This is a genomic window from Nitrospira sp. (assembly GCA_016788885.1).
Lineage (GTDB): Bacteria > Nitrospirota > Nitrospiria > Nitrospirales > Nitrospiraceae > Nitrospira_A.
In genome coordinates, this window is record JAEURX010000055.1 from 1 (window position 1) to 26,659 (window position 26,659).

Sequence of the window (26,659 nt, forward strand, 5' to 3'; positions counted from 1 at the left end):
TCGAAACGAGGCTCCCAGCAGCCAGTGCAGCGGCAAACCCATATAATGATGGCGGGCCACGGCCTCGATCGAAGGGAAGCAGGACTCCAGCAACAGCCCCATGGCAGGCCGCTGCGTCGCCAGTTCCCCGGCCACCGCGCCTCCCAGCGAGCGACCGAAAATCACCAGACGTTCCGGCCTGATTCGACAAACGCGCGTGAGATAGTCATAGGCCCCGATCGCATCCTGATACAGCCCGTTTTCCGACGGCCGCCCCTGGCTCCTCCCATATCCTCGATAATCGAAGAGAAACACCGAGAGCCCCAACCGATATAGGGCACGGAGATTGTCCAACCGATGGACCATATTGCCGGCATTGCCGTGACACCACAGCAGGACCGGAGACGCAGCAGACTGCTCCGCATACCAACCGAACAGTTTCGTCCCATCGGCAGCCTGAAACCAGACATCCTCCAACGGCACGCCGCCGGTCGCGGACCAATCGCCCTCTTTCCACGGCTCCGGATGATAGACAAAGAATTGATCGAGCAGACTCATGGCAGCTTAGAACCGCAGCCCAACCCCGACCACTCCATAATGAACGCGAAAATCTACCGCGAGGCCGTCCCAATGGTAGTTGGCAGAGAAGTAGCGATACTCTCCGAAGACATAGACCTTCGGGCTGACCATGACCTGAGCCCCCGCCAGATACTGATGCCCGAATGCGCGCGCGGACTCGAAATCCTTATCGGCCCGCCCGATGATATTGGGATTGAGCAACGTCCCATGCGACCAGCCGCCACCGATCCCGATGTAGGGCGTCACAACCTCCCCCGGATACCGGAGCACCAGGTTGACCATGGTATTCAGCACCAGCAAGCTTGAGCGCCCGGTCCCATTGTTGTGTCCGTTCGCCGTATTCGGGAAGGAAAGTGCGCCGCCATGCCCGTAGGAATCAATCTCGATACCGAGCATCCGGCGCGTGGCATGTGGGAAAAGGCCGATTTTCAACCCCGCGCCGAAGCCATGCTGAACTGAAGCCGGCACCGTATCGCCCTGGTTGAAGAGGGTCTGGTCCCTCGGCCAACTCCCCAGCAAATACCCGCCCAGATCGATTTCGCCGAATTCCGCGCTGCCGGCTGCGAGCGGATGCCAGAGGGAACCTAAGAGAAAACACAGGAAGATGGGAAGCCACATACACGTCGTACCGTACCATGTAGGAGGCCACTGAACGAAGAAAGAAAAAAGGGTCTTCGGGATACTCTCCCGAAGACCCTTTCTCAGAGGGATAACTAACCGGATCAGCTGCCCTTAACGATCGTGCACCATTCGCCAAGGATGACGAGAATGTTCTTCGCCGAGTGATCAACCGACGCCACCGTGGTGATCCCGCCGGCCGCTTTCGCTGCCGAGACGCTGGCATCACCCGTTGCTACCCAGCCCAGAATCGAGGTACCGCAGGCCTTACCTTCCTTCGTGGCGCTGTTGTGGGTCGTGGCCACATCGCCGTACTTCGTTTCGTTGTAGATTCCACCCGCCATCGGAGACGCCACGATCTGACAGCCCGTGAGGCTGAGATACGCTGCGCTGATCAGGCTCAGAGAAAACAAGACGGTCACCTTCTTCATAAGTCCTCCCTCTCGAGGTTAGTTGATGGCGCCCACCAAGTTGGGGCTCTACGTGGCGGGAGTATAGGTAACCTGCCCAGGCTTGTCAATCGCAAAGCCCGCCAGGCGCGGCCAGATACTGCCAAGCCGTACAAACCCTAGGTCCATACGGCCCGTGACGGCAACCTCGTGCTTGATGGTCTTAAAAGGTGAGGCCAAGCCCAAGCGCCACAATGTGGGTTCGAAAGGTAAGTGATGTGGTTGGGCCCGACACGCCCGAGGAACTCTCGCTCTTCCAATCATATGTAGATCCGAAGTATTTGTACTCACCGAACAGATACACATTCTTATTCACATAGGTGCGCATGCCCGCGAGAAACTGATACGCAAAGGCCACATCGCCGGCTTTTCCCGTCATTGTCCCCGAGCTCGTCTGAAGGGTGATATCCCGAAGGTTAGCCAACGAAGCACCAGCACCCGCGCCCACGTAGGGCTGTAAAACTTCACCGGGATAGCGGGCCATGACGTTAACCATCCAATTCAGCACCAACAAATCGGCATCCGCGTGAGGAAATGTTCCTCCGGGAGTCTTGAGCTTTCCACCATGCCCGAAAAATTCGCCTTCCAATCCCAGTACGCCGCCCATGGCTCCCGGATAGACACCGGCTTTAAGACCGGCACCCCCTGAACCTCGTATATTGGTTCCTCGAAACGTCTCATTCGCACCCCCGTTGCCTCCAATCGACAGATTGTTATCGATCGGAAAGGTGCCGAGCAGGTAGGGAGCAAAATAGGCTTCGGTCTTCCTGGCACTCTTTACCTCGGATTCCTGAGCCGACACGTCCTGGGCCTGCACGTTCGACACCCCTCCCATATCACCGGCGATCGCAAGCCCAACACAAAAGAGAACTCGCAACACCCGCATTCTGCCCTCCTTATTACAGATGACTTCCTGTGCGTCCTCGGCAGTTCACGTCAGGGCGTGTATGTGCACACTCACGACACCGGGACTCCGCACCGAGGGCTCTTACCTGCCATACTCGGCCAACGCCTGCTACACTACAGATCTGTGTCCTTCTCCTCCTTCAGGAATGGCCTAACTTGCTTCCGAGGAATTGTGCGTCACCCTGCTGTAGCCCCATAAACACCTCTCGCGAGCTTCTCAAATCGTGGTATCCGACCACCCGCGTGCCATAGGGTTACGCAGAGGACGACGAGGAGGAAATGATGGCGAGGGGATGGCAGACAATGGCAGCGTTGGCGATAGTGGGAATGATCACTTCCGGCTGCGCCACCATCGTTCATCTTGGTAGCAGCGAAGAGCTCAACGTGTCGTCGGAACCGTCAGGCGCAACGGTGCTCATTGACGGGACCGAGCGGGGTGTGACTCCCTTGGCCACTAAAGTAGAACGCAAGAAAGATCATGCCGTGGTCCTGACGAAGGAAGGATTTGAGGAGAGTCAATCACGGGTCGAGAGTCATATTTCTTGGTGGGTCGCAGGTAACGTTATCTTTGGCGGCTTGGTTGGTATTCTGGTGGATGTGATGAGCGGCGGCGGGTACACGATCGAACCGGACAAGGTCGCTGTCACTTTGAAGCCCGTCGAGGGGGGTGGCAGTTCCCCAACACCCTCCCTGTCTAGCGTCACGCAATCTCCTCCCATTCCTTGAGCACACGCAACCGTACAGGCGTCTTAAAAAAACGCCTGCACGGTGAAGAGCACGTCGTTGTCGTGATCGCGATGGTTATACTCCAGCCGAAGAGCCCAGTTCTGTGCGAGAGTATACCGTTGGCCCACCGACCATCGCATGTCATCGGATCGATCGCCTAACGCATACCGCAGATAGGTGGCTGACGCCAACAGCCGCCAGCGCTCGGTCAGATCGGCATACAATCCCGCCGATGCACCACCACCCACACGATGGCGTTCCTCATAGGCCCGGCTGTAATTCCCTTCGACTTCCGCAAACGCAAAAAACACTTCACGCCGCAACAAATGCGTTTCGGCCGACGCGCCGATCCCGCCATTCACATTCCAGTTGCTGCACAACTGGCACTCGCCGTGCCTGATAGTCTGCATCCCGAGATTCAATTTCCACGACGGCGCACGAAACAGGCTATCGATGGGCGACAGGGACACCACATTGAGTAGAGTCGCCCGCTCGATCCTGGTCTGATCGGCACGGTTGTAGTGACGCAGGCTGATTGAACCGACCTCGATCTGAGCATCGGGCGTGTACCCCGGCTCGGGATCGAGCAAATCGTGGTATGCGGTCCGCACGCTGAACTCTTCAAACGTATCGTTATTGCGCCAGCCTCCCCCGAGACTCGCGCGGGAGGTCTTGTGCCCCGACTCCGGTTGCGTCGCAAACGGCAGAATCGCGAGATCTTCGGATGGAATCCGCAAGAGGCTGCGCGCAGTCAGGAGCTGCCGGTTATGGTCGCGGGCCGCTGGCGCCTTCGATTCATCGTGTTCACCCGTGTACCGCACATAGTCCGACGCCACATCCAGTACGAACGCCTGGCGCGACAGGGGCAAGCTTCGCAGCTCATCCGATTGTACAACCGCCGCATCGCGCACTAATCGCTTGACCAATCCGTGCTCCGATGCCGTGAGATGCTCTCGTTTGCGACGAATGAGGGTCACACGTGATGGGCGAAAGGCGATATCCGTCACCAGTCCCGGTTGATCCGCCAGCAGACGAACGGTGTCTGCAGGAATGGTCCAAAAGCGGAACCGGTCGGTCAGGTGCAGCGAAGGATCGGCATATTCCAGCAGCGACAACAGGTGGTAGGAGCAATTTTCCTTGAAGAAAAAATAGTCGAATGACGCATTCCCGAGTTCCCACGCATGCATGAGCAACCGCCGTATTTGCGGCTCGCCAAAGCTCAGGCGGTACTCCCAGATATCGCGATTTTCAATGTCCCGATACTCCTGCACTTTGAGGTAGTAGGGAATGGTGGAAAAATACCCGCTATACCCCCCAAAAATCCCGCGAATCGGATAGGCCAGGCCCTCATCTTTGGGAACATCCGCGGCGAAGTTGATGGTGTAGGCCAGGATGCGGGTGTTTGGAGTCTGCCCCCGCTGATCGATCCGGAGAAACGTATGGCCGAACATCGACGCAGGGTTATTCATGAAGGCCGAGGGGAAAATAAGGGTGACTGCCTGGGCCTCGAACCCGGCAAACCAGGCGTCGAATCGCTCGCACCTCAACGGCTTCAATTGTGCCTCATCGAATGCGAGTTGCGCCTTCAGCCATGTATACCGCGCCACAAAAGCACATTGAGCCGGTTGTTTGGACCGCCCCACCAGGTCGGGCGAGAAAAATTGAGTCAGCGTCGCGTCGAGTTCAGCTTGAGGATCGGTCTTGCCGTCGGGGGAAAGAAAAAACCCGGGATCGTCCTGCTCGCTCGTATACCCGCCGAACAGATCAGCACGGTAGTGGAGCAGGAGATGCCATTCGCTCTCGTTGGCCAACTGCGCCTCATGGGCCCGTTGAAGGAGCTGTGATAGGTACGGAACCGGCGCTTCTTGCGCCTCGAGAGAGGTCGCCAGGAAAAGACCGGTCAGGAGGATCAACAGAATATGCACGATTGGAGACAGAAAACAGCGCAGGGCCCCGGTTATCGACCGGAGCCCTGGCATGGTATGAATTAGCGGCTGACGGCTTGGGCGAGAACGGGGCTCTTGGAGATCGCGTCATTCAGCGTCTTCACCAAAGCCACCGACGAGGTTTCACCCTCCTGCACCAGTGCCGTATAGCGTTCCTGGGTCAAGGCGAAGAAGGCCGCATGCTGCTCGTTGGGCACACCCATCAGGGTCGCCAAGGAGGCCAAATGCTCGCCCTTCCCTTGCGCCATTTCCTGCGTCAGGTTCTCGAAGTTCAACAGCGCGAACATCGTCGTCTTCTGATCCGCCATGACCTGACCATCATTCGTACAGCCTGACGTTCCGGAGCTGATCCCGAACGTCCCGCTGCCAAACGTGCCGTTCGTCGTGGCCATCATCACCTGTGGCGCAATGTTCTTTTGATTCTTATAGTCCGCCCAGGCGAGCTTCCCTAGACCGCAACCGGGTCCGGTATCCGGATTGGCCGCCATGGCCAAACCGGCCTGTGACGCAACAGCGACCATGCCCAACGCAACGATGACTTGTCTCAGCATACGTCCTCCTCCTCTTAACAAGTGAATGACTCCACCCGATCGATCGTCGAACAAGAGACCTCGCGCATTATAGCCAAGCCTCCGCAGCATGTAGAGTAAAAAATCCCCCGATCGGCGCGACTACTCCGCTCGATCGCCCAACATGATGTGCTGCGTTTCGATCGATCCATTTTGGAACAACAGCAATCCCACCGCGCGCGGCAAATGAAACCGTTTGGGCCCGGCGGAACCCGGATTGAATAACAAGACTCCGTCTCGCCATTCGGCCTTCGGTTGATGCGTATGCCCATACACACACAGCGATGGACGGACACGCGCGAGCATAGCCATCCCCTCCCGCGTCAACCGGCCACCTTCGTACAAGCGATGGTAGATTGCGATGCGGTGGCCCGCCAGGTCAACGGTCTGCTCCATCGGAATCCCGCTGGCGTCGAATCCATCCACGTTGCCGGACACGGCAATCACCGGTGCGATTCGTTCGAGTCGAACGAGCACATCACCCGGGCCGATATCGCCGGCATGCAGAATCTGCTCGACCCCCGCGAAGTGACGAGTGATGGAGGGATCGAACAACCCGTGCGTATCCGAGATGACCCCGATGCGCATGCCACACCTCGCGTTACGTCTTCGGCTCGGACGCTCCCAGTGAATCCTGAATGGTCTTCCACTCGAAGGTGAACGGTTCAGGCATGCGCTTGGGTAACGCCGCCAACTCCGCCTTCAATCGCTCCACACGCCCCGCACTCATGGGATGGGTTGAAAATATTTCGACGCGAGCCTTGTCTTTCTCCGAGAGCCGTTCAAAAAACCGGATCATGCCATCCGGGGCAATGCGTGCGTCAGATAGAAGTCGAATGCCGGTGACGTCCGCCTCCGTCTCCTGGGCGCGCCCGAACTTCAGCGTCACAAGCTCCATGCCCACCTGCTTCGCCAAGCCGGTCAGGCCTTGTTGATCCCCCAGCAGAATCCCTACGGCAGCCGCCAGCCCCAGCATTTTGACTATGCGCTCCATACCATGCCGCTGCAACACGTGGTTCAGTTCATGGCTCAACACTCCGGCCACTTCTTCGCCGCTTTCTACCTTCTTCAGCAAACCGGTAAACACCACGACATAGCCTCCGGGCAACGCAAAGGCATTCACCACGGGACTCTGCACCACCGACACCTGAAACTTGTATGGGTTATCGTGAATGTTGTCCGTTAACCGCTGCGTCATCTCCTGCACGGCGCTGACGGCCGGACCTTCCTTCAGCACCGTCTCTTTGGACAAAAAATCCTGGTACACCGATTCGCCTAATTTCTGTTCCCATTCGATGGGAATTCTGGCGACCGCCCATTCCACGATCAGATCAGACCCGAACCAGAACAACAGTCCCAGGCCAATCAAGACTCCGACGACAGTCCCCCACAAGACACGATGACTGTGCCGTGCGCGACGGACCTGTTGGGCCGCCCGATCGAGATGGGCGGTTAATTCCGGCGGCGCCGCGCGACGGAAGGCAACAATCAAGGCGGGATCTTTCACATAGAGTGTCCGGGCCAATGAGCCGGTCCCCCACGACACGACCAGCTGGTCATGATCCAACCCTCCGGCTTCGACCGACATCTCTGCAAAGGCCACACCTTGCTCCACGAGCGGCGATTCGCCTATAGGACTGACGCGCAAGCCCTCTGCCGACACCGCTGCCACACAAGGCACGCCCGACCCCGGCAAGCCGTCACCGAAACAAAGAGCGTTGGGCGTAGAGTTCATCGGGCTTGGACTTTCCTCATGAAGACCTATCGCCTGTGAAGCGGGCGTTCAACACGGCGGCCAACGCGGCCGCAGGCGAACGCAAACCGGAGGCGTACCCGCAGCGGTACATTGCGGATGTGTCGTGAGCCGAGAACGACGTGCACGAGCATGTTGGACAGCCGCTATTCCGAAACCGGGATGAACTGTCTGATCCAATTGCCAAAACTGCCGGGATTGCGGCTTTGAATGTAGACGACGCCCGGCCCGCGGAAACGGCACACCAGGCCCTCGCCCGATGTCAGGCTGGCAATCCAGCCGGACGACGCCTTCTCGATGTTGTAGGTGGTCGTGGAGGTCCAGGCCACCAGGTGGCTATTGTCCACGATGTATTCTTCGTTCGGTTTCAGGTCGATCTTGTGAATGGCTCCGAAACTGTTCAGGACCAACGGCCCGGTGCCGCCGATCTTCAAAATGAAAAATCCTTCTCCGCCCAGCAACCCGCGCGTGAGGCTTTGCATCTTGCTTTCGATCTTCACGCCGTCCGCGCCGGCCAGAAAGCCGTCTTTCTGCACCATGTACTCATTGACGCCGTCCAATTCCAGCAGCACAATTTCGCCGGGTACCGTCGGCGCCAACAAGACTTCGCCCGCCCCGCGACTGGCTCGAAGGGTCTGAAAGAAAAACTTTTCACCACTCAACATTTTCCGGGACAACGCGCCCAGAAACCCGCCCTCCATCTTGCTCTCGATGTCCACCGTCGGCGAAGCGGCCACCATCGCGCCGGATTCGGCTTTCACCGTCTCATTGGCGTCCAAATGGACCCGCACCATCGGAAATGCCCCGGGATACAGAATCTCACACTTCATCGATTGCTCCCTTCGTGAAACCACAGCCCCTGATGACCGGGATGATTCTGTTGAATGTCCCCCATCCTGTCAAGCCAACGGCGTAAAGGCACACCTCCAACGAGTGCCGCTATAGGAGTTGACCCATCTTCAGATTCACACGGAATCAACCGATAAGGCACTACCGTACTAGGGCCTCGACACCGTCGTCTCCGCAGAAACCGCTCGCATGAAACGCGTCGTGATCGAAGAACTCACGCCGGGCATGATCCTGGCCAAGCCCGTCACCAACAGCACAGGCCTGGTCGTGCTGCCCATCGGCGCGGAGTTGGATGAAGCCACCCTCGGCCGGCTCCAGCGTCTGGGCCTGCCCTCCGTCTACGTGGAAGGCGAAGCCGGCGACGCCAGCGGGAAGACCCTCGCTGAGTTGGAAGCCGAACTCGACCATCGGTTTCGACGCGTGATCGACGATCCACTGCAACTCCAGCTCCGTGAAGCGATCCGGCTGCAACTCCGGGCAACTCACGGAGTTGCCGATCATTCCGAGGCACCGCCGACCACATGAATCCTTCAGCCAAAGTCGATCTTCGCCGGCGCATCGAACAGGTGGGCGAGCTGCCGACCCTGCCCCATGTCGTCCAGAAACTGGCGTCGATGATCGGCCGGCCGAACGTCTCGGCGGAGGAGATCGGCATCCTGATCGAGAAAGACCAAGTCCTGTCGGCCAAAGTGTTGCGGCTGGCGAATTCGCCGTTCTATGGATTCCCCTCACGCATTGCATCCGTCGCGCATGCGGTGGTGGTGCTGGGGCTGAATGTCGTCAAGGGCCTGACGCTGTGCGCCACGGCGTTCGACATGATGCGCAATGCCGGAATGAATGAGCTGTGGCGTCATTCATTGGGCGTCGCGATCACGTCGCACATTCTCGGCACACAAGCAGGCATGAAGAATCCTGAGGAAGCCTTTGTCGGCGGACTGCTGCACGATATCGGGAAGGTTGTCCTGTACGTGAAATGGACGGACGTCGGCCAACAGATCACGGCGGCCCGAGACACCTCCCACTTCCTGATGGAAACCGAGCTGGCGTTATTCGATGTCACCCATGCCGATGTGGGAGGCTGGCTCGCCACCGCCTGGCATCTCCCGGCCAGCCTGCGAGAGCCCATTCTCCATCATCACACACCTTCGGCAGCGCAAGACGCGAAACTCCAAACCGCCATCGTCCATGTGGCCGATGTGTTGGTGAAGGGCCTCGCCTGCGGGAACCCCGGCGACGATCTCGTCCCCCCGCTCTCACGCCAGGCCTGGGACCTGGTCGGCTTGGACTCGCACAGCCTGGCCGGATGTCTCGCCCAGGCCACGGAAGAATTTCAAACCATCGACGACTACTTATGAGCGGGTCTCCTGCCAACCGACGCATCCTGTTGCTGCACAACGACCCGGTCGAAATCACGCGGGTGACGACGAGCCTCAACCGGTCTGGCTTCAGCGTCATCACGGCTGAAGCCGGTCGGCTGGCCATGCATGAACTTGTGCATGATCCGCCCTGCCTGGTGCTAGCGGCGGAAGGCACGAATGGACGATCGGCGGATACGCTGGCGCGGGAGATGCGCGCGGATCCCTTCCTCGGTCGGCTGCCGTTAATCATTCTCGTGCGGGATATCCGGATCAACGATTTGGACTGGGCCACGCTCGGCATCGATGACTATATTGCCGTTCCCTATCGGCCCGATGAAGTGCCGCAACGCGTGCGCCTGTGCCTCAGCCGTCTTGAACGGTCGCTGGATGCCAATCCCCTCACTCGCCTGCCAGGCAACAGCACCATTCTCCACGAAACGACGACACGGATTGAAAGCGGCGCCCCGTTCGCATTGGCCTATCTTGATCTCGACAACTTCAAGTCGTTCAACGACCGTTATGGGTATGCCCGTGGCGACGAAGTGCTGGTCGTCACCTGTCGGATCCTGACCACGGTCGTCAGTGAACTGGCTGGAACGGACGGATTCGTCGGTCATGTGGGCGGAGACGATTTTGTGTTTATGAGCGCACCGGCCACCATCGAAGCGATATGTCAGACCCTGATCAAACGCTTCGACTTAGTGATCCCGGATTTCTACGATCCGGAGGATCGCGCCAAAGGATTCATCGACTCCGTCGACCGCCGCGGCAATCACGAACGCTTCCCGATCATGAGCCTGTCGATCGCCGTCGTGACCAATGAACATCGCACCATCTCCCATCCTGGCGATGTCAGCAAAATTGCCTCGGAATTGAAGAAGCTTGCCAAGAGCCAGCCCGGCAGCGTCTATGTGAAGGATAACCGGAAGACCGAAGCCGGGGACCCAGCCTCAGACAGCCACGCGGCGTGATTGCTGTACGGACGTCCCGGCCGCGGATGCGAGAACGCTGCCCGCCTACTATCGCGAGGCGCTCTCCTCCGAAGGCTGACCGCCGCCGGCCCCGCCGTACTGGCGGCGAAGTTCCCGTCGATACGCACGACGTTCTTCGGGGGACATGCCCTGAAACTTTTCCCGCAACTCCTTCCGTTGTTCGGGGGGGAGTGACCGAAACCAGCGCCTGGCCTCGCGCACCGATTCTCGCTGTTCAGGCGGAAGCTGACGGAACTGCTGAAAGCGTTCGCGCATCTGCTGTCGTTGCTCCGGCGGCAGCGAACGCCATTGCTTGAAGCGCTGTTTCGCCTCCTGACGCTCTTCCGGCGTCATGGTGCCCCACTGTCGGGCACCATTCCGCAACCGTTGCTGTTTCCGCGGCGGCAACTGATCCCAGGTGTCGCTGAACCGCTGCAACAGTTGCTGCTCGCCAGAACTGAGCTGGTTCCACGGCACCCCAGCCGGATCACCCTGCGCCCACGCAGGCATGACCCCGATCACGACCAGCAGCACTCCTACCAACAACACTCTCATGGACCTGTGTGTATCCTCAGTGAATCGTGCGGGTGATCCTGGGCAGGCGTTGACGGGTTCTCCCGCGCGGGTTTTCGAACACCGGCTGTCGCCCTCTGGTGATCCGACGTTGACTCCACCGGAACCTGCGAAGCCCGATCACCGGTGAGGGCAAAGGGATCGACCCAGCGACCATCCTCATCCTGCCAGCTCCCCAAAAAATCGAGCAACTCGGCATCCGGCTCTTCTGTCGCCGGTGTCGGTGTCGGCGCCGCTTCTGCAACTCCAACGGCCAGGCAGAACAGGAGCAGCAGTCCCGGTCTACCCGGTGGTGGCGGTGCCATCGGCCAGCCAATCGTAAAATTCGAGGTCCTCGGATAATTCGAGATTTTCCGGAGATTGCATCAGCTCAAGGTCTTCCAACAACAGATGCGAGTGGTGAGTGCCATTCGCCTGCCACAGCCACATCGTCACTGCCAGCGCGGCGATCGAGGCCAAGGCCAGAGCACTTGCCCATCGGAGCCAGGGTCGATGCGCACGAGCCTGGCTCAGGGCATTCACCCGCGCACGTTGCACTGACAGCACGGTCTTCTGATCGAGCGCCTCGACACTTTGATCGAGAAGATGCTTCGCCGCGAGGGTCAGCGGATCCAGCCGTTCATCCGATCGTCGGTTCATGGCCAATGTGCTCCTAATCGCTGTCGCAAGACCTGCAGGGCACGAAACAAATGGGTTTTCACACTGCCTTCCGAACACCCCATGGCCCGAGCCGTTTGCGCCACGTCTAATTCTTCCCAGATTCGCAACAGAAACGCCTGCTGCTGCCGGAGCGGAAGGGCACGGAGAGCCACCTCCAATTCAGCACAAGCTCGCTTCTGCTTTATCTCTTCATCAGGCGCGGGAGCCGTCGAGTCGGGAACCTGTTCCAGGGGATCTTCGCTCTCTTCCTCGTCCTGAGAACCGCGGAAGAACTCCCGCAACCGATTCCGCACCCGTTCCCGCCGATACCAATCGCGAATCCGGCTTTGCAGAATACAATGAAACAGCGGCCCCCATTCCTCTTCGGGCCGCTGGCCGTACTTCTCTGCCAGTTTCAGCATGGCATCCTGGACGAGATCCAACGCCTCATCCTCATTGCCGGTGGCAATATGTGCCATACGGAATGCGCGCCGCTCAATGCCCGCCAGGAACCGGTCCAATGCCTGGGTTCGATCCAGAGAGCCCACCCTCTCCCCCAGGCAGAGATCGCCTGGCTGTCCATTGACGGCCATGGGAGACGACCACCCGATCATTCTCCCACCCATCTCACATGCGTCGAGTGGCCGGCTCTTGGTGGCCCAAGGTCGGTCACCGAGCTACAGGCATCCTCCTGTCGCTCAGGCCCGCCGTCACAACGCTCCCGCACGTCGTGAGCCTGGACCGCGAAAACAATGCCGCCGCTTCGATTCTTGGCTTGCCTCATCATGAAATCAAGAGTCGCCGAAGATCGCACCGGAAGACAGATCACCGTCCGCTCACTCCTTCATCTAGTCGGGGGACATCCTGTCTCTGCCCCGATTACAGGCAGGGCACGCTCTCCCTCTTAAGGAGAAACGCAGACACAGGCATACGGTTGACCAGACTCACGGAGTGATTCGAACGGGAGGGGAAGAACCGACGTCCACGAGGGAGCGATGCCTCAGGCCACAGGAAGCACCGCGAGGGGTCGCGGAGCAGGAGTTGCCGAAAGGATTACTTGGCGGCGCTCTGATCAGCCGCCTTCTTTCCGCCGGCCCAGGCGACCGAGGGAATTTTGGCGACGAGGTCGAGGCGCTCGTGCGCGTCATTGTCGTTGAGATCAGGACCGACGCTGTACAGGACCCCCTTCTTGAGATTGACCAACATCGGTAGGCCGGTGAAGGGATCATACAATCCTTGTCCGGCCTTGGCGAGCCTGGTCAACAGGTCTTGCTCCGACGGCGTCCGGCGTAACCACGCCTGCAATGAGGCCAGCCTCAGGCGCGCATCAGTTTCCAGCACTCGACCGGCATAGGCTTCCCACGTGGGAAGGGGATCGACGCCGACCAGACTCTCAATGGGATTCAGCACGAGGTCGCCCACACCGTACGGCGGCGCATGCACAAACGTTGACTGCTTCGGCACATCTGCATAGCGGCCCTCCGCCGCTGCCTTTCCGGCATCTTCATAATATTGCGCATACGCGTTGAACCGACGCTGCTTGGGTAGGGGCAAGGCCGCCGCGATCGCACCGTAGAACGGGCGGGTTTCAGCCCGGTCACGGTTGATGGCCTCATCCACCGTTTTGGTGGCTAACACGAACTGACTCTGCATCGGCCAGCGAACCGACAGTTCAGCCGGCTCGAGTGGCCGAGCGAGTTTGGCCAAACGACCGATCTGCCGCTCATCGAGATCGGGCCGTTGCAGCAACCCGCCCATGACCGCAATGTCGTCATTCATCGCGGCACTGGCCAGCAGTTTCATCGGCATGGTCTTGGCCTGCCCCAACACCGTTCGCCAGGCCGTCACATCGGTTTCGAGCCGGGCAAACCCTGTTTCGACATCCTGCGCAAACCCTTCAGCCACATAGAGTCGATGCGTCTGGAGGATCAAGCCGCAGTTTGGGCTGATCGATTGCCCATAGCCCTCGTCTTCAAACGGCTTGCTCAACCACTGCCGGTACCGCCCCAATCCGACCTCGTTCTGGGACACGAAGCTCTTCACTCCACCGGCGTTCTGAGACATCTGCAACGCCGGGTCGGATGCCTTGATCCATTTGCCGACCGCCTCGGCCGATGAGGTCTGGTCTCCGCTGGACGAAGCGCCTTCACCGGTCAGACAGACCTGCGCGAACGTCTGATCGGCACCCTCGACGCGTCGATCCATCCCGACCTGCACAGGATCCTGCGTGGAGGGCGCACCGAAACCAAGGAGAAGGACATAGCCGTTCTTGGCGGAATCCTGCAGCATCTGTTGCGGCACGGACGTCATGTTTCGATAGGCGGCACTCGGCTGCTCCTCGAGGACCAGCCAGGTCAACGCCACCCCCGCAACGGTTCCTCCGATCAGGAACAAGACGAATCCAACGAGGGCCAATCCCATGACCACCAGCGATCGCGTCGTGGACACTCCGGCGCCGACAAGCGCCGCGACCGCTTCTCCCGCACGAGCCCACAGGGGTCTTCCGGCAGGTCGACTGACGACGGGACGTTGAGGTACCTCCTGCACAAGCACCGGGATCTCCGGTGCGACCGGGGCAACCGGTTCGATCTCCTGCTCCTCTACCGGAGCGACGGACGCCTCTTCCTGCAAGACCACCGGAACATCTGAAACAAGCGAATCTGCAGCAGGTGGTGCGACATCAGGAACGGCACCGGCTTCGACGGCACCCGTCTCCATGGATTTTTTGAACCAGCGGGTCAGCATGTTCCCGCCGGACGCAGCGGGAGCGGGGGCCGGCGCGGAGGACCCATCCTCCCAGAGAATCTTCAAGTTCTCATCCGCAACCGGCTCGGAGGGAATCGGTGACGCCGATACTGGCCCCTCTTCCGCTGAGACAACAACAGGCTCGTCCGACACTTCTGCAACCACGGCGGGCGCAACCGGTTCCGGAACATCCACCGACGCAACAGAGATGGGGGCCGATTCCTCCAAGGGGGCCACCGCCGCTTCTTGGATTTCTGCAACCGCGGGCGACTCTTGACTCGGCTCAGCCGGCACGCACTCGCATTGCGGCAATTCGGCGAGGGATTCGTTTGCCTGAGCCTCGCACACGCTGTGGAATTCGGATTCGAGGGTCGGTTCCTGCACAAGAACCGGAGCGACTTCTGCTGCCGCCGGAATGTCCGGCTCGACAGAAACCGCCTCGTGCACCACCGTCTCTTCTTCCTGGGGAACCGCCGGCTCGACCACGGACTCAGGCGAAGCGGGCGCAACAGCAGCCTCTGGAATGGTCTCGAGCGGGGCCGGCTCGACGACCTCCTGCACAGCCATCGCTTCCACCGGTTGTTCCACCGGCAGAACAGCTTCTGGCAACGAGGCCTCCCTCGAAACCGGTTGACTCTCTGCAAGTGTGAATTCCGTCACCGGCTGGGCGCTCTCAGAATGCGACACCTCCGCGGCCATCGGCGTGACCGTCACGCTCTCAGCCAGACGGAAGGCTGGCGCTGCAAGCTGTTCCACCGTGGATGTGAGTGGCGGGTCAGACCCTGGCAACACATCCGGCACCGGCTCAGCAATCGCCTGATGCGCCTCCACGGGCACCGGGGTCACTTCATCTTGTGATGTGACCGGGGCGTCCGGCGACAGGATCTGGAGTTCGGCCGCAGAATCGGCATTCGCATCCAGGGAAGGAGCAGCCGCACTCTTCTGTTCGTGGGTCTCCTCAGTCGCCGCCGGTTTGGACTGGTCCGATGCAATCGGTACGAGTCGCGTGGCTTCCTGCTCAAGCTCAATGACCTCGACAGTCATAGATTCGACTGCTGGTTCCGGTTCCGGACTGGGAATCGTGATCTGGTCTGCTTCGATCTGTTCCCACGGCATGGGTGCTGACAAGGAGGAGGCCGCTACGACTGAATCGCCCGAGGGAGCTGCCGACGGAACATCGACCGACAGCGGGGCTGCACCGACGCCATCACTGGAGTCCTCGACAACGGACGCAGCCGGCTCAACCAGGGCCTGCTCTGGAGCTCGCTCGACCGGCGCTTGTGACAGGGGCGATGCAGGCTCAGCGGGAACTTGCATGGCCGCGACCGCTGCGAGAATTTCTTCCCACGTCAGCCCGGAAGACGTGACTTCAGAACGAGTCTGTTGGGCAGCCGGTTCCACCGTCGCGGAAGGATCGGGCATGGGCGAGACCACGGCTGTTTCATTGGACAGAGCGGTTTGCACAATGGAGCTGTCAGATGTGGGTGCAGCAGCCGCAGGCACAGAACTGATCTCCTCCTGAACGTGATCCCATGGCATGGGACGCGGACTCGTTGGAGCCTGGGCAATCGGCTGGCTACTGGTCTGCAGGAGCACTTCGAGCCTGGGAGACGCCGCCTCAGTCGATACGGATGCACCTACGTCCTCCACCGGCGCAGCCACATGGTCTTCCGCGGCCGGTGTAGTCTGCTTGGCAGGAGGCGGAATCAGAATGGCCGCCTCCTCGACCTGATCCCAAGGCATCGGTGCCGGAGGCTTGGGAATCTCGACGATCGGGTGACTCCCGCTCTGCGACAGGACCTCAATGGCCGGAACCACCGGCTCCACCGTTGCCACCGGTTCCGGAATCGACGCACTCGAATGCGCTGGAGGAAGTGCCGCCGGCTCCTCCGTCACGCTCGATTCCAGGCTTGGCGAGGTGGGAGTGATGGTAACAGGCCCTTCTTCAACTTGATCCCATGGCATGGCCGCCGGAGCAGTTGGCGTTTGAGCAATCGGGTGCGCACTGGTTTCCGTTTGGAGTTCGATCGCAGGCTGAGGTTCGGCCTCGACGGAGGGCATCGGCAACACCATCTCCGCCATCGGGGCCGGAGTCTCGTCCTTCGAAGGCGAACGGGTCTGATGCCGCTGTTCTGTCGGCTGTTCTTCGACCGCTGCGGCCGGAGGTACAGGTTCGGCGGAAACCTGAGGCTCCGGCAGAGCGTCCGGCACCACGACCTGCACGACTGCCATTGGATCGGGTGGCGCTTCCGCTGGAGCCACCACTGATGCCGCTTCAACCGGTGATGTAGGAGGGACGATTGCTTCCTCGGCTTGAGTCGATGGGTCTGCTGCCGAAGCAGAGGTGAGCTGGGCAGCTGACGGATCAACCGGTGCCGGGTCCATCTGCTCCCAAGACATGAGCCTGGGACTCTCCGCGGGTGACTCCGAGACCGCCGCAACGGCAGGTGGTTCACTTGTGACATCGGCAACCGCAGCCTGGGGAGCGGGCTGTAACACCTGCCCCGTTACGGTGTCAAACATGGCCGCAAATCGAAATGCGACCGGACTACCGGGTGCGAGGGAACGAATCCGTGCAAAGAGTTCACTAGGCCAGTTTGGCTTTTCGGCATCAGGATCTTCCAGCAAGACCTCGACTGCCTTGCCGTACTCGGCCACCGCTGCCATGACGTCGCCTTTTTCCTCATAGACATGTCCCAGCATTTCCAAGAACGGGACGAAACGCGGGCCCGCCGTCAGGTACTCGCGCAAGAGCGACTCTGCCAGCCAATAGTCCTGACGCTCCATGGCCTCCCGAGTCAGCGATTCGAACGCGGTCCTCGCGCTCATGAGGCTGCCTAGCCGCAAATGAAGCGTGGCAAACAACCGACGTGCTTCAGCATTGAGGGGATCGAGCGCAAGGAGATCTTTGAGCGCAGACGAGGCCCGGCCATACTTGCCGGCATTCATTTGTGTAATGGCGTCCTCGAGCAGCGCCGACTTTTTGTTGTAGCCGATGCTGCCCTTCTTCTGGGTCTTTGGCGGGACTTTTTTGTCGGGTTTAAGAGGCGGTTTTTTATCGAATCGCACGAGGTAACCCTATGACCTTACGGATGTTTTGTTCTCGCTACGGCTAAGTGGATGGCACACAGTCCCCCTGAGAGTCGTGCGAGCATGCGTGCATGAACAACCAGAGGACAGTTCGGGGAAAAGCCAAGGAAGTGCCGTGGCCACAAAAATGGTCCTCTTCTGAGCCATTGCGCACCGGAGGTCGGCACTGCCGGTCAGGCCCCCCAACCGACAACCCGGGGATCCGACAGAGCCATGTGACTATCCTTGTCGGCATCTCCGGGGACGATCTTGATTGGGGATTCTCCTGTGCCGGTTCCGACACAGACACCAACCGGCCGGAACCCCTACCGACTAGCCATCTGCGCCCCTTGGATTGGCCTGCGGGCAGGCTTTCTGACATTGCTTGAGCAATTGGCCGGGTTTGGACGCATTCGTGCACCGTTTCGCCTTCCAGTCTGAACAACGTGCTTCTCAGGTTGGCGAGAGGGACCGGTAAGGTCATACTGGCACTGCACCGGGACGGGGTTTTCTCCGCTGGTGGGACTTCCGTATACTTCCTTCAAGGAGTGACTCCGTGACCATGCGCCGCATCCTCATTTTTACAGACCTCGACGGGAGCCTGCTCGACGCGACGACCTATTCTTACGAGGCAGCCGGCGAGGCCCTGACACTCATCGGTCGACTCGGCGCCTCACTCATACTCGTCTCCAGCAAAACCCGGTCTGAGATGGAGCCGCTTCGCCGCCGTCTAAACAATCAGCACCCTTTTATCGTGGAAAACGGCGGGGCCGTGTTCATCCCGCAGGGCACCTTTCCATTCCCGATCGAACAGGCATCCGCTCGTGAGGGATACGAAGTCGTCGAAATCGGCACTCCCTATGCGCAGCTTCGCACGGCACTGAACGGCATTCAGAAGCAGGTCGGTTGTCGGGTACGGGGATTTGGGGATCTTTCCCTTGAGGAAGTCGTTCGCCTGACAGGCTTGTCAGACGCCGAGGCGGTGCACGCAACTCAACGGGAATATGACGAACCGTTCCTCGTTGAAGGTGAGCGCGTTGACTGGCATCGGCTCGCGGCGGCGGTGGACAGCCACGGGCTGCGCTGCACCAGGGGGGGACGGTTTTATCACGTGATGGGGGCGAACGATAAGGGAATCGCGACCAAGCAACTCATGTCGTGGTATCAGCGCTTGGCTGAACGGGAAGGACAGCAGGTGGTGACCGTCGGTCTGGGGGATAGCCTCAATGATCTCCCGATGCTGGCGGTGGTCGATCACCCTATTCTTGTCCGAAAACCTGACGGCTCCTACGACCCGGATGTGCAGCTCCCCCATCTCATTCGCGCTGATGGAGTCGGTCCGGTCGGATGGAACCGAAGTCTCACCGCCCTCTTGTCTCGCCTCTGAGGCTCGACCGGGCAGCACTCTCGGACAACTCTGAGCCAACGATGTAGCGGTCGACGCATTAGTGCCCCTTTGGTGGAGCAGTGGTACGACGGCTCTGCAGCCCGATGAGCAACCCACCGGCAAACCCCAACCCGACGGCAAAGGCGACCAGCCCCAACAACGAGCGGTTGAACCGAAACGGATTCTGGCGCCGTTGCGGGTAGCGTGGCACAGCCGCCTCCCCGCCCAACCAGCGTCGTGCCTTCGCTTCGCCATCGATTTCCGAAATATGTTTGGTCATACCCTGTCCTTTAGCATCCATCTGCCACACCCGTTCGGCCGTCATAAGTGCCTCAAATCATCGGGCGCGCCGGCACGAGTACGAACCGACAACCCCCGCTCGAGGTAATCCTTGGCTAAATCTTTCGCGCCCAACCCGAATGCAATTGCCCCCGCCATGACGATCCCGCCCAACGTAATACCGAACCCGACGACCACGATATTTTGGGCGATACCGAGCTGCTCCAACGCCATGGCCACGGCCAACAACTGAATGCCCCAGCGGGAACAGGTCGCCACCAGGCGCGCCGGTGGCAGCCCTGCGTTGACCGCGGCGATCAGCACCGCCTGGGAGACGAAGTTCGACAGCAGCCATCCGGCAACCAGAATCAGACTGGCGGTCACCAAATGCGGCACATAGGCCAGGAAGGACTTGGCAAAATCGTTGATCGGCTGAAGATTGAGCGCGCCCAACGCCGCGACAGTCGCAAAGATCATGACCAGCCAATAGGCCGCTTGCCCGACCAATCGCGAGGGATCGGTCTTCACCCCTCCGCGAAGGAGGGCGCCGGTGACCCCCAATCGATCGAACAACCGATCCAACCCCACCACACGCAGCAACCGTTCCAGTGCTTGGCTGGCGGTCCACGCCACCACGAGGCCCGCGAAGAAAATGATGGACATCGCCAGGAGGCTCGGCAACACCGCGAGGACCTGCCGCGCCATCAACTCTAGAGGGTCGAGGAGACCCTTCTCGAAAAATTCCTTCATAGTTCCCTCCTCCGGCCTCGACTACAGCCTGCCTTCAGATGGACGGAATTGCGACCATCAACTTGTGTGCGGTTCATTCCAACGCGCCACCAGGTACGACTTATCTTTTTCAAACGCCTGACAAAGCGCCTCAATACGGCCCTCCGCTTCGCTCGAGGTCAGCCCCTGGGTATCCAACACAAACGAGGCAGTCCGCCCCAGATACAACGGAGTGAATGCTTTCAGCACGTGATCTCGCGGCAACACACGATTGCGGTAGGCGACAGCCGCGTCATACACAACCCGAGCCCACAGGCTGTCTGCAATGCGAAAGTCCTGCAAGGCACAGGTTCCCAACGGCCGCAGGCTTTGCCTGGTCCCGGGCGCAAGGATTTGATCCCAGATTGCCCCCAAGTCGCTCAGCCCCTGCCGGAAGGTGCTGATCATGCGATCGACATTCACGTTGACCGGCTCCACGCCAACTTCGTACTGGAACCCGAACAACGGAACCGCGTTGGAGCCATCGGTCTTGCCCCACACCGCATAGTGATCTTCCATGAGAGCGAACACCGCACCGAGCACTTGCACCAGCATGGCCGACAAGTCGGCCGCCGGATCCTTGGGATTATGGATCTTGGCACCCAAAAAACTTTGGCAGACCCGCGCCCCGCTGGCGATGGCCTCGGTCGTCATCCAAATGTCGATGCCGAATTTTGCAACTTCCGACTCCCATACATGTTTGTCTAGATAGTGCTGAGCCAGTTGGCCGGAAAACCCAAAGTCGCCGCCGATCGGCTGTCTGATCCGGTGGCCGTAGAGCGTGCGGGTCAACGGATACACAATACTATTGGTGATCGTGCCGTCGTATTTGTGTCGCAGATAGTAGGGCGCGACGTAATCGAACCCCTGTTCAAACACTGGGCTCACCAGGAGTTCAATCCACTCCGGGGTAATGCTCCGCAAGTCCGAATCCACGACGGCACAGGCCTTGGCTTTCAACCGACGCGCGATTTCAAAGATCGTCCGAAACGCGCTGCCCTTGCCGGGAATACCGTGATACGGCGTAATGATTTTATGGAGCGAACTCTGTTGGTCCCCGATAAACAACGTCTTGAGGTCGACTACGGCCTGGGCGACCACATGCTGCGTGCCATCCGTGGACCCGCCGTCCGAATTCACCAAGACCGCGCGGGCGTCCGGAAAGTACTTGGCCAGGCCGGCACTCACCGCCTTGACCACATGACCGATCGTTTCGACGTTATTGAAACTGGGGATCCCGACCAAAATGTCCGTATGGGCAAATTGGTCAACCTGCGCTTCCGTTTCCGGTGTCAGGGGCGTGGTATGGACTACGTCAGGAAGATGGGAGCCAGGCGTCATACGTTCATCCCGCACGCCTCCGCCCTGGCAACACTGTTATGACAAGACCAAACGGAACCGGCGAAAGGCAGGTGTCTGTACTCATGTCTCTAAGCTAAGAGACACCATCTTACCCAACGATGTCAAGCCAATCGGCCGCGATGCAGGCAGCAATGGAAGGTGTTCGTGGAGACGAAGCGTAGGGGTCTGGAGGAAGCAGCGGCAATTATCCGGCATCCAAAATGACAATCTGCTCTCGCCGATCATGATTAAAGGGAGGCAACGGAAAATGCGCACTGACGAAATCGTTCAGACGGAGTTGATCGTCGGCATCCATGAGAATGGGATCGACCCCCAGGCGGGATTCATTCGCCCAACGAATCGTTGCGAGCCTCACAGAAAGCGGTTTCGGCTGCCCGGGAATATGCAGATGCAGCTGAAGGAGATCCCCCGCCTGCAACCCTTTGAGCCCGGTTCGCGACCAGCCGGGAATGGAAAGGTCCAGCATCCGGCCATTCCACACCAGCAGTCCATCTTCGGAACGCGACCCCGTACACTCGACGATAAAACGCGGGCGATTCTGTTGTTCCATCATGCCTCCAAGCAAATGCCTCGGCAGAATATGAAAAACAACAGATTGCAAGATAGTCCCCGAAAGTGGGGGATTCTCAGAGGCCGGGCAAGGGAGCGACGTGAACTTGCAGAACGACCGGAGCAGCGGAAGGCGGGAACAGCATCACCCTCCGGGTCAGGCGACGCGGGAGGAATCTGAAGACTTCAACACCGACTCCACGAACCGGTGAATGCGCGCTTCCGCGCTGGCGTTCATCCTGACGGTTTCCAGACCGAACACGCGATCTTGCACCCACTGAACGGTGACGCCTTCAACATCGATCGCCTTAGGCTGATCGGGCAGGAACACGCGCAGCGTGAGTTTCATGCCGACCGTGACCGGCTTGTCGCCCTCAATCCGCCAACCCTTGACGGAAAGATCACAGACCTTGCCGGTTCCGACCAGCCCATCTCCGAGGTAATAGAGAAAGCAGCTGACTGGTACGCGTGAATGGGAGCGAGTTTTGTGTGATTTAGCCATGGTGTTACGCAACGATGTTGGTCCCGGACGAGACGAACCCCGACCATGATCGAGTCTACTCAACTTGAGGGAAATGACCAAGGAGATTCTCGTTCCCGACACAGGGAGCCATCGTGATTCTCGGCTGGGTGTCGAGAGGAACAGCAGGGACGAGACTACACCAGGGCCGTCACGAACTGCTCAAGCCGAGCCCGTTCATCGGCTTTGATCGAATGGACTTCGATCCCGAATTCTTGGCCCCGCGACCAGCGCACGATTGCCTGATCCACAAAGACAGTGGGATGGTGATCCGGAAGAAAGATACAGAGCGTGACTACCGTCCCAGCTTCGACCGGATGCGTCCCATCAACTCGCCATCCGTTGAGAGAGAGATTCCAGGCCATACCGCTGCCTTGGAACTCATCGCAGGAATAGTAGACCGAACACTGGACAGGGAACCGACGGAAAGACCGCACCTGAAACCTGGTCCCAACCGTCGCCCGGGACCGAGAGGGGGCTAACGGAGCAAGATAGTTGTTACCACCAGTCATCATATTCCGGCCACAGAAATTCTGGCTCTGCGAAGTTTTGGTGAGCGGAGAGTGTCGAATTCCCCCGGACACCAGTTCCAACTAGCACAATCCACACCCTCTATCTCACACTTGATGCAGAAGTGGGCAAATTGTACGCGAATCCACAACCAGCCGCAACCAGGCATCAGAAGGGAATGAGCACACGAACAGACTCGTCTTGCGCACTGGAGCCGAGAACTTCCAGCCCCCGCGAAGAAGCCGAACGTGCGAGCAGGGACCTCCCGCATTGCGGAATGGGCCATGAAGGCTGTACTCGAACGGAAGCAACTATTTATTCCAGGGAGATAGGCGAAGGACGAACGCGTACACTTCCTTATAACCTGTACAAGAAGACAGCATTGACTGGCTGCAGACAAACGCCCATCGGGCGATTCCTGAGATCCCATAAACTTTTTCGAACCTGGGCGGAAACAACCCCCCGCCATCCATGCGTTCTGCACGCCTGGAATCAAGATGAGAAGGTATACTGTTTCGTCCTGTATATCGAACATCCACTTGAGGGAGAACGGCGATGCGAAACCCTATGGATGTGCCTTATCGATTCATGTTGCTCTGTGCCGGCCTCCTGCTCGTCGGCTGTGCAGGGCCACCGCGATCATATCCAGTTGGAGACATGCCCATGTCCGGCCCTCTCCCCCTCAAGGAAACCACCACGTTGGACACGTCCTGGGAAAGAGAGTTCGGGCTTGTCCAAGGGGTCAAAGCGAGTGGACTCGTGTTTCTCTCAGGTCAAATGAGCATAGATGAGAACGGCGTTGTCGTCGGGAAGGGCAGCATGGAAGCGCAGATGCGACAGGCCTATGCCAATGTCGAAAAAGTGCTGCAACAATTCAATCTCACCATGAACGATGTGCTGGAAGAAACGTTGTGCGTCACGGACATACCTCCGGCTCTCACGGTCGGGCCAAAGATTCGACGGGACGTCTATACCGGCCCGCCTGCCGTCGCGAGCACGATGATCCAAGTGCAACGGCTCGCCTTCGCCGACGCCATGGTCGAGATTCGAGTCGTTGCGAAGTCTGGACTCACTGCCGGATCACGTTCCGGAGGGTCATCATCGGATGATTCGCCACGGCATGGAGGTCGCGGAGGAGGGCGAGGACGAAGCGGAGGATATGGAGGAGTCTCTCCCGATTGATCAGGAAGCATCTCGCGGGGCCGCCCACAAGAGGCCGGCCCCGCGACGCCACACTACCCACCTCTATGCAATCACATTGACTTGGCTGGTCGCACTAGGCTGCGAGGAGGACACGCTGGCTCCCGTAGCCTGTTGATACTTGCTCAGCAAGTCATTCGCGATGCTCTGTGCGAGCTTGTCGATGAAGGAGTCCCCCGTTGCACTGGAGCTCACCGAAGCTGGCGTGGCTGATCCGGCCTCGGGCGATCCCCCATTCTCGGTGGCCTGCTGCAGATCGGAGAGAATCGATTCGGCAAGCCGATCTACGAAAGAACCGCCATCTTGCTCACCTCGATGATGATGGTGATGATGACGGCCCTGTGTGCCAACGGCGCCAGAAGGCTGCGACGAATCGGACACTTGCGAAACCTGGCTCGCATTGAGCTGAGCGGCCTCCTGGGAAATCGACGCGGTATCACCGGATGGCTGACAGCCACACGACGATGCACTGCCCTTCGAAGATCCGGCACCGGAAAGATACGATTGAAGCCACTGTAGGACCGGCGATGACCCGACACTCGAGATAGACATACCATCTCCTGGGTGAGCAGAGAATCCTGCAGTCCGTGCGTGGTGACTCTCTAGCGTGGAGAAACGAGCAGCGAGTCCATGTGCCGCCCACGGCGCCTCTTCGGTCGATTGGACCAAGGTCTTGAGAGACACGCGCAAGAAGCACGCCTACTAATCGAGAACGGCCACACCACGAACGGGCGCGAGAACCGGCGATTCTTTCGTCAAACGCCCAGACCACTAGGAAAAAATTGCCTCCTCAGGAGCATGAACGGAGTGACTGGGCAAAAAGCGCCTGCGGCCCGTTCCTGTGGCACGGCCGGCAATCTCTCCTTGGCCATATTGGAGACTCTTGCGGCATGAATCTGCCTCCGCAACCAAGCCTTCGCTGAGCAGATGAGCTTCGGGAATGACCCAGACACACACGGCGAACTCGTGCGTTCAGAACCGGCTTCGACCTCTCAGTCCGGCTCTCAGACTTGTCGTAGAAACTCGAGCACAGGCTGAGGGATCGGCAGAGGCAACGATAGGATGAGACCACCGCGATTGGTGGTCTACGGGAAGGATCAAATGGGGCTGCTCGTCCTTTCAGGTGACTATGGAACTGAGAGACACCTGATTCCGGGAGGCAACAAACAGGCGGTCGACCGACTCGATACTCCGGCCGCGGCATGGTTTGGCGGGGCCCAATCCGAAACCCCGGCGCAACCAGCGCAACCGGGGCCAGTGACTGGGTTCTCAGATTACTCGATGTATCAAGGAGTTACGGAGAGAACGGTTGGGGTGAGTGACGGGTTTCGAACCCGCGACCTCCGGATCCACAATCCGGCGCTCTAACCAGCTGAGCTACACCCACCACACACAATGCCTCAGGGAGCGCGCATCATAGCAAACCGCGAAGAACAGTCGCAACCGCCCCGCCCGACGATGGTATGATGCACCTCGGGTGAGGAGCGGGCGAATGAGAATTCCTAGGCTTGCTGTCCAACCCGGCGATCGAAGGCTGCCTGCATTTCGGCCAAAATCGCTGCCGCCGCAAGCGCCGGATCTTGTGCGTCTCGAATGGGTCGGCCGACCACCAAATAGTCGGCACCGGCCGCAATGGTCTGAGTCGGGGTGGTCGCCCTGGCGTGATCGTCGGTTCCGGTTCCCGTCGGCCTGATTCCCGGGGTGACGATGATCAGGTCCGGCCCCACCTTGGCCCGAATCGCCTCGGGCTCTTCTCCCGATGCGACGACACCATCACAGCCTACTTCCGCCGCCAACAGCGCGCGGGCCGTCACCAGATCCCTGACGCTCCGCTGAATCCCCATGTCTTGCAAATCGGCTCCATCGAAGTTGGTCAAGACGGTCACCGCGAGCAGTTTGAGGTTCGACTGCCCCCGCCCCTGCACGGCAGCGAGCAGTGCCTTGCGATTCGCATGCACGGTCAAAAACGTCGCGCCCATGGCGGCAACCCTGGCCGTCGCACGCCGAACAGTTTCTTCAATATCAAGAAATTTGAGATCCAGAAAGACACGTTTGCCGCGGTCCACCATTGTTCGCACAATGTCGGGCCCCGCCACCGTGTAGAGTTCCAGCCCAACCTTCACAAAGCGCACGTGATCTCCCATACGATCGACCAGCCGTTCCGCCTCGGCCGCCGAAGGGACATCCAGTGCGACTATCAACCGATCTCGAGCATCAATTTGCATCTTCATAACTCCGCCACAGCCACCGGGGGAGTCCCCAGCAACCCGACGCACTCCTTTCCGTCGTGTCTTCTCCTTGACCTGCCTTCTCCACCTGTGCTACAAGCTCAAGCTTTGAACGTAGGAGATTCCG

The 26,659-nt window shown here is 59.5% G+C and carries 26 protein-coding genes and 1 tRNA gene; 6 read left to right on the plus strand and 21 right to left on the minus strand.

Features of this window, described 5'->3' with window-relative positions; translation table 11 throughout:
• The 4 genes from JNL86_15400 to JNL86_15415 form a co-directional block, all read right to left on the minus strand.
• On the minus strand, window positions 1–537 hold a 537-nt coding region (locus tag JNL86_15400), incomplete at its 3' end, for an alpha/beta fold hydrolase (GenBank protein ID MBL8044295.1).
• A gap of 6 nt (window positions 538–543) precedes the next feature.
• Entirely contained in the window at window positions 544–1,176 is a 633-nt protein-coding gene (locus JNL86_15405; GenBank protein MBL8044296.1) for a porin family protein, read from the minus strand.
• A gap of 104 nt (window positions 1,177–1,280) precedes the next feature.
• Window positions 1,281–1,607, minus strand: a complete 327-nt coding sequence (locus tag JNL86_15410; protein MBL8044297.1) for a TRL-like family protein — start codon at window positions 1,605–1,607, stop codon at window positions 1,281–1,283.
• Window positions 1,608–1,788: 181 nt separating this feature from the next.
• Window positions 1,789–2,511 carry an outer membrane beta-barrel protein gene (locus tag JNL86_15415; GenBank protein MBL8044298.1) on the minus strand — a complete coding sequence of 241 codons (723 nt, stop codon included), beginning with the start codon at window positions 2,509–2,511 and terminating at the stop codon, window positions 1,789–1,791.
• Between the two features lie 323 nt (window positions 2,512–2,834).
• On the opposite strand from JNL86_15415, the gene JNL86_15420 reads away from it, so the two are divergent.
• The gene (locus JNL86_15420; GenBank protein MBL8044299.1) at window positions 2,835–3,257 is read left to right on the plus strand and encodes a PEGA domain-containing protein; all 423 of its coding nucleotides are present in this window, start codon (window positions 2,835–2,837) and stop codon (window positions 3,255–3,257) included.
• A gap of 23 nt (window positions 3,258–3,280) precedes the next feature.
• Here JNL86_15420 and JNL86_15425 read toward each other — a convergent pair whose 3' ends face one another.
• The 5 genes from JNL86_15425 to JNL86_15445 form a co-directional block, all read right to left on the minus strand.
• Window positions 3,281–5,182 (minus strand): DUF4105 domain-containing protein, encoded by a 1,902-nt coding sequence (locus JNL86_15425; protein MBL8044300.1) that lies wholly within the window; start codon window positions 5,180–5,182, stop codon window positions 3,281–3,283.
• Between the two features lie 62 nt (window positions 5,183–5,244).
• Entirely contained in the window at window positions 5,245–5,754 is a 510-nt protein-coding gene (locus JNL86_15430) for a DUF3015 domain-containing protein (protein ID MBL8044301.1), read from the minus strand.
• A gap of 120 nt (window positions 5,755–5,874) precedes the next feature.
• Entirely contained in the window at window positions 5,875–6,360 is a 486-nt protein-coding gene (locus JNL86_15435; GenBank protein MBL8044302.1) for a metallophosphoesterase family protein, read from the minus strand.
• Between the two features lie 13 nt (window positions 6,361–6,373).
• Window positions 6,374–7,507 carry a M48 family metallopeptidase gene (locus JNL86_15440; protein ID MBL8044303.1) on the minus strand — a complete coding sequence of 378 codons (1,134 nt, stop codon included), beginning with the start codon at window positions 7,505–7,507 and terminating at the stop codon, window positions 6,374–6,376.
• A 164-nt stretch (window positions 7,508–7,671) separates the two neighbouring features.
• Window positions 7,672–8,355: a TIGR00266 family protein gene (locus tag JNL86_15445; protein ID MBL8044304.1), complete on the minus strand. Its 684-nt coding sequence runs from the start codon at window positions 8,353–8,355 to the stop codon at window positions 7,672–7,674.
• A 208-nt stretch (window positions 8,356–8,563) separates the two neighbouring features.
• Here JNL86_15445 and JNL86_15450 point away from each other — a divergent pair, with 208 nt between their 5' ends.
• The 3 genes from JNL86_15450 to JNL86_15460 are packed head-to-tail and all read left to right on the plus strand — an operon-like array spanning window position 8,564 to window position 10,703.
• Window positions 8,564–8,899, plus strand: coding sequence for a hypothetical protein (locus tag JNL86_15450; GenBank protein MBL8044305.1), 336 nt, complete (start codon window positions 8,564–8,566; stop codon window positions 8,897–8,899).
• Window positions 8,896–9,729: an HDOD domain-containing protein gene (locus tag JNL86_15455; GenBank protein MBL8044306.1), complete on the plus strand. Its 834-nt coding sequence runs from the start codon at window positions 8,896–8,898 to the stop codon at window positions 9,727–9,729. Before JNL86_15450 ends, JNL86_15455 begins: the two co-directional genes overlap by 4 nt.
• Window positions 9,726–10,703, plus strand: coding sequence for a diguanylate cyclase (locus JNL86_15460; protein MBL8044307.1), 978 nt, complete (start codon window positions 9,726–9,728; stop codon window positions 10,701–10,703). The genes JNL86_15455 and JNL86_15460 overlap by 4 nt, the downstream gene beginning before the upstream one ends.
• A gap of 48 nt (window positions 10,704–10,751) precedes the next feature.
• On the opposite strand, the gene JNL86_15465 is transcribed toward JNL86_15460, so the two are convergent.
• The 4 genes from JNL86_15465 to JNL86_15480 all read right to left on the minus strand — a co-directional run bounded on the left by JNL86_15465 (window position 10,752) and on the right by JNL86_15480 (window position 17,729).
• Window positions 10,752–11,258 (minus strand): DUF3106 domain-containing protein, encoded by a 507-nt coding sequence (locus JNL86_15465; protein ID MBL8044308.1) that lies wholly within the window; start codon window positions 11,256–11,258, stop codon window positions 10,752–10,754.
• A gap of 300 nt (window positions 11,259–11,558) precedes the next feature.
• Entirely contained in the window at window positions 11,559–11,915 is a 357-nt protein-coding gene (locus tag JNL86_15470; GenBank protein MBL8044309.1) for a hypothetical protein, read from the minus strand.
• Complete coding sequence (locus JNL86_15475; GenBank protein MBL8044310.1) at window positions 11,912–12,463, minus strand: RNA polymerase sigma factor; 552 nt, start codon at window positions 12,461–12,463, stop codon at window positions 11,912–11,914. The genes JNL86_15470 and JNL86_15475 overlap by 4 nt, the downstream gene beginning before the upstream one ends.
• Before the next feature lie 505 nt (window positions 12,464–12,968).
• Window positions 12,969–17,729 (minus strand): hypothetical protein, encoded by a 4,761-nt coding sequence (locus JNL86_15480; GenBank protein ID MBL8044311.1) that lies wholly within the window; start codon window positions 17,727–17,729, stop codon window positions 12,969–12,971.
• 556 nt (window positions 17,730–18,285) lie between these two features.
• Here JNL86_15480 and JNL86_15485 point away from each other — a divergent pair.
• Window positions 18,286–19,116, plus strand: coding sequence for an HAD-IIB family hydrolase (locus tag JNL86_15485; GenBank protein MBL8044312.1), 831 nt, complete (start codon window positions 18,286–18,288; stop codon window positions 19,114–19,116).
• A gap of 58 nt (window positions 19,117–19,174) precedes the next feature.
• Here JNL86_15485 and JNL86_15490 read toward each other — a convergent pair whose 3' ends face one another.
• From JNL86_15490 to JNL86_15515, 6 genes are all read right to left on the minus strand, one after another.
• Window positions 19,175–19,396 carry a hypothetical protein gene (locus JNL86_15490; GenBank protein MBL8044313.1) on the minus strand — a complete coding sequence of 74 codons (222 nt, stop codon included), beginning with the start codon at window positions 19,394–19,396 and terminating at the stop codon, window positions 19,175–19,177.
• Between the two features lie 41 nt (window positions 19,397–19,437).
• Entirely contained in the window at window positions 19,438–20,145 is a 708-nt protein-coding gene (locus JNL86_15495; protein MBL8044314.1) for a hypothetical protein, read from the minus strand.
• Window positions 20,146–20,202: 57 nt separating this feature from the next.
• Complete coding sequence (locus tag JNL86_15500) at window positions 20,203–21,504, minus strand: glycosyltransferase (GenBank protein MBL8044315.1); 1,302 nt, start codon at window positions 21,502–21,504, stop codon at window positions 20,203–20,205.
• Between the two features lie 205 nt (window positions 21,505–21,709).
• Window positions 21,710–22,078 (minus strand): hypothetical protein, encoded by a 369-nt coding sequence (locus JNL86_15505; GenBank protein MBL8044316.1) that lies wholly within the window; start codon window positions 22,076–22,078, stop codon window positions 21,710–21,712.
• Window positions 22,079–22,231: 153 nt separating this feature from the next.
• Entirely contained in the window at window positions 22,232–22,576 is a 345-nt protein-coding gene (locus JNL86_15510) for a PilZ domain-containing protein (GenBank protein MBL8044317.1), read from the minus strand.
• 155 nt (window positions 22,577–22,731) lie between these two features.
• Window positions 22,732–23,031 carry a PilZ domain-containing protein gene (locus JNL86_15515; protein ID MBL8044318.1) on the minus strand — a complete coding sequence of 100 codons (300 nt, stop codon included), beginning with the start codon at window positions 23,029–23,031 and terminating at the stop codon, window positions 22,732–22,734.
• Window positions 23,032–23,767: 736 nt separating this feature from the next.
• Here JNL86_15515 and JNL86_15520 point away from each other — a divergent pair.
• Window positions 23,768–24,286, plus strand: coding sequence for a RidA family protein (locus JNL86_15520; GenBank protein ID MBL8044319.1), 519 nt, complete (start codon window positions 23,768–23,770; stop codon window positions 24,284–24,286).
• Window positions 24,287–25,614: 1,328 nt separating this feature from the next.
• Here JNL86_15520 and JNL86_15525 read toward each other — a convergent pair.
• Window positions 25,615–25,691 (minus strand) — tRNA-His (locus tag JNL86_15525).
• Window positions 25,692–25,806: 115 nt separating this feature from the next.
• The gene (pyrF, locus tag JNL86_15530; protein MBL8044320.1) at window positions 25,807–26,535 is read right to left on the minus strand and encodes an orotidine-5'-phosphate decarboxylase; all 729 of its coding nucleotides are present in this window, start codon (window positions 26,533–26,535) and stop codon (window positions 25,807–25,809) included.
• Window positions 26,536–26,659 lie beyond the last annotated feature (124 nt).

Coding starts and splice junctions, on each gene's coding strand:
- JNL86_15405 (MBL8044296.1), bottom strand. CDS start 1,176: ATGTGGCTTCCCATCTTCCTGTGTTTTCTCTTAGGTTCCCTCTGGCAT.
- JNL86_15410 (MBL8044297.1), bottom strand. CDS start 1,607: ATGAAGAAGGTGACCGTCTTGTTTTCTCTGAGCCTGATCAGCGCAGCG.
- JNL86_15415 (MBL8044298.1), bottom strand. CDS start 2,511: ATGCGGGTGTTGCGAGTTCTCTTTTGTGTTGGGCTTGCGATCGCCGGT.
- JNL86_15420 (MBL8044299.1), top strand. CDS start 2,835: ATGGCAGCGTTGGCGATAGTGGGAATGATCACTTCCGGCTGCGCCACC.
- JNL86_15430 (MBL8044301.1), bottom strand. CDS start 5,754: ATGCTGAGACAAGTCATCGTTGCGTTGGGCATGGTCGCTGTTGCGTCA.
- JNL86_15435 (MBL8044302.1), bottom strand. CDS start 6,360: ATGCGCATCGGGGTCATCTCGGATACGCACGGGTTGTTCGATCCCTCC.
- JNL86_15440 (MBL8044303.1), bottom strand. CDS start 7,507: ATGAACTCTACGCCCAACGCTCTTTGTTTCGGTGACGGCTTGCCGGGG.
- JNL86_15445 (MBL8044304.1), bottom strand. CDS start 8,355: ATGAAGTGTGAGATTCTGTATCCCGGGGCATTTCCGATGGTGCGGGTC.
- JNL86_15450 (MBL8044305.1), top strand. CDS start 8,564: ATGAAACGCGTCGTGATCGAAGAACTCACGCCGGGCATGATCCTGGCC.
- JNL86_15455 (MBL8044306.1), top strand. CDS start 8,896: ATGAATCCTTCAGCCAAAGTCGATCTTCGCCGGCGCATCGAACAGGTG.
- JNL86_15460 (MBL8044307.1), top strand. CDS start 9,726: ATGAGCGGGTCTCCTGCCAACCGACGCATCCTGTTGCTGCACAACGAC.
- JNL86_15465 (MBL8044308.1), bottom strand. CDS start 11,258: ATGAGAGTGTTGTTGGTAGGAGTGCTGCTGGTCGTGATCGGGGTCATG.
- JNL86_15470 (MBL8044309.1), bottom strand. CDS start 11,915: ATGAACCGACGATCGGATGAACGGCTGGATCCGCTGACCCTCGCGGCG.
- JNL86_15490 (MBL8044313.1), bottom strand. CDS start 19,396: ATGACCAAACATATTTCGGAAATCGATGGCGAAGCGAAGGCACGACGC.
- JNL86_15495 (MBL8044314.1), bottom strand. CDS start 20,145: ATGAAGGAATTTTTCGAGAAGGGTCTCCTCGACCCTCTAGAGTTGATG.
- JNL86_15500 (MBL8044315.1), bottom strand. CDS start 21,504: ATGACGCCTGGCTCCCATCTTCCTGACGTAGTCCATACCACGCCCCTG.
- JNL86_15505 (MBL8044316.1), bottom strand. CDS start 22,078: ATGATGGAACAACAGAATCGCCCGCGTTTTATCGTCGAGTGTACGGGG.
- JNL86_15510 (MBL8044317.1), bottom strand. CDS start 22,576: ATGGCTAAATCACACAAAACTCGCTCCCATTCACGCGTACCAGTCAGC.
- JNL86_15520 (MBL8044319.1), top strand. CDS start 23,768: ATGTCCGGCCCTCTCCCCCTCAAGGAAACCACCACGTTGGACACGTCC.
- pyrF (MBL8044320.1), bottom strand. CDS start 26,535: ATGAAGATGCAAATTGATGCTCGAGATCGGTTGATAGTCGCACTGGAT.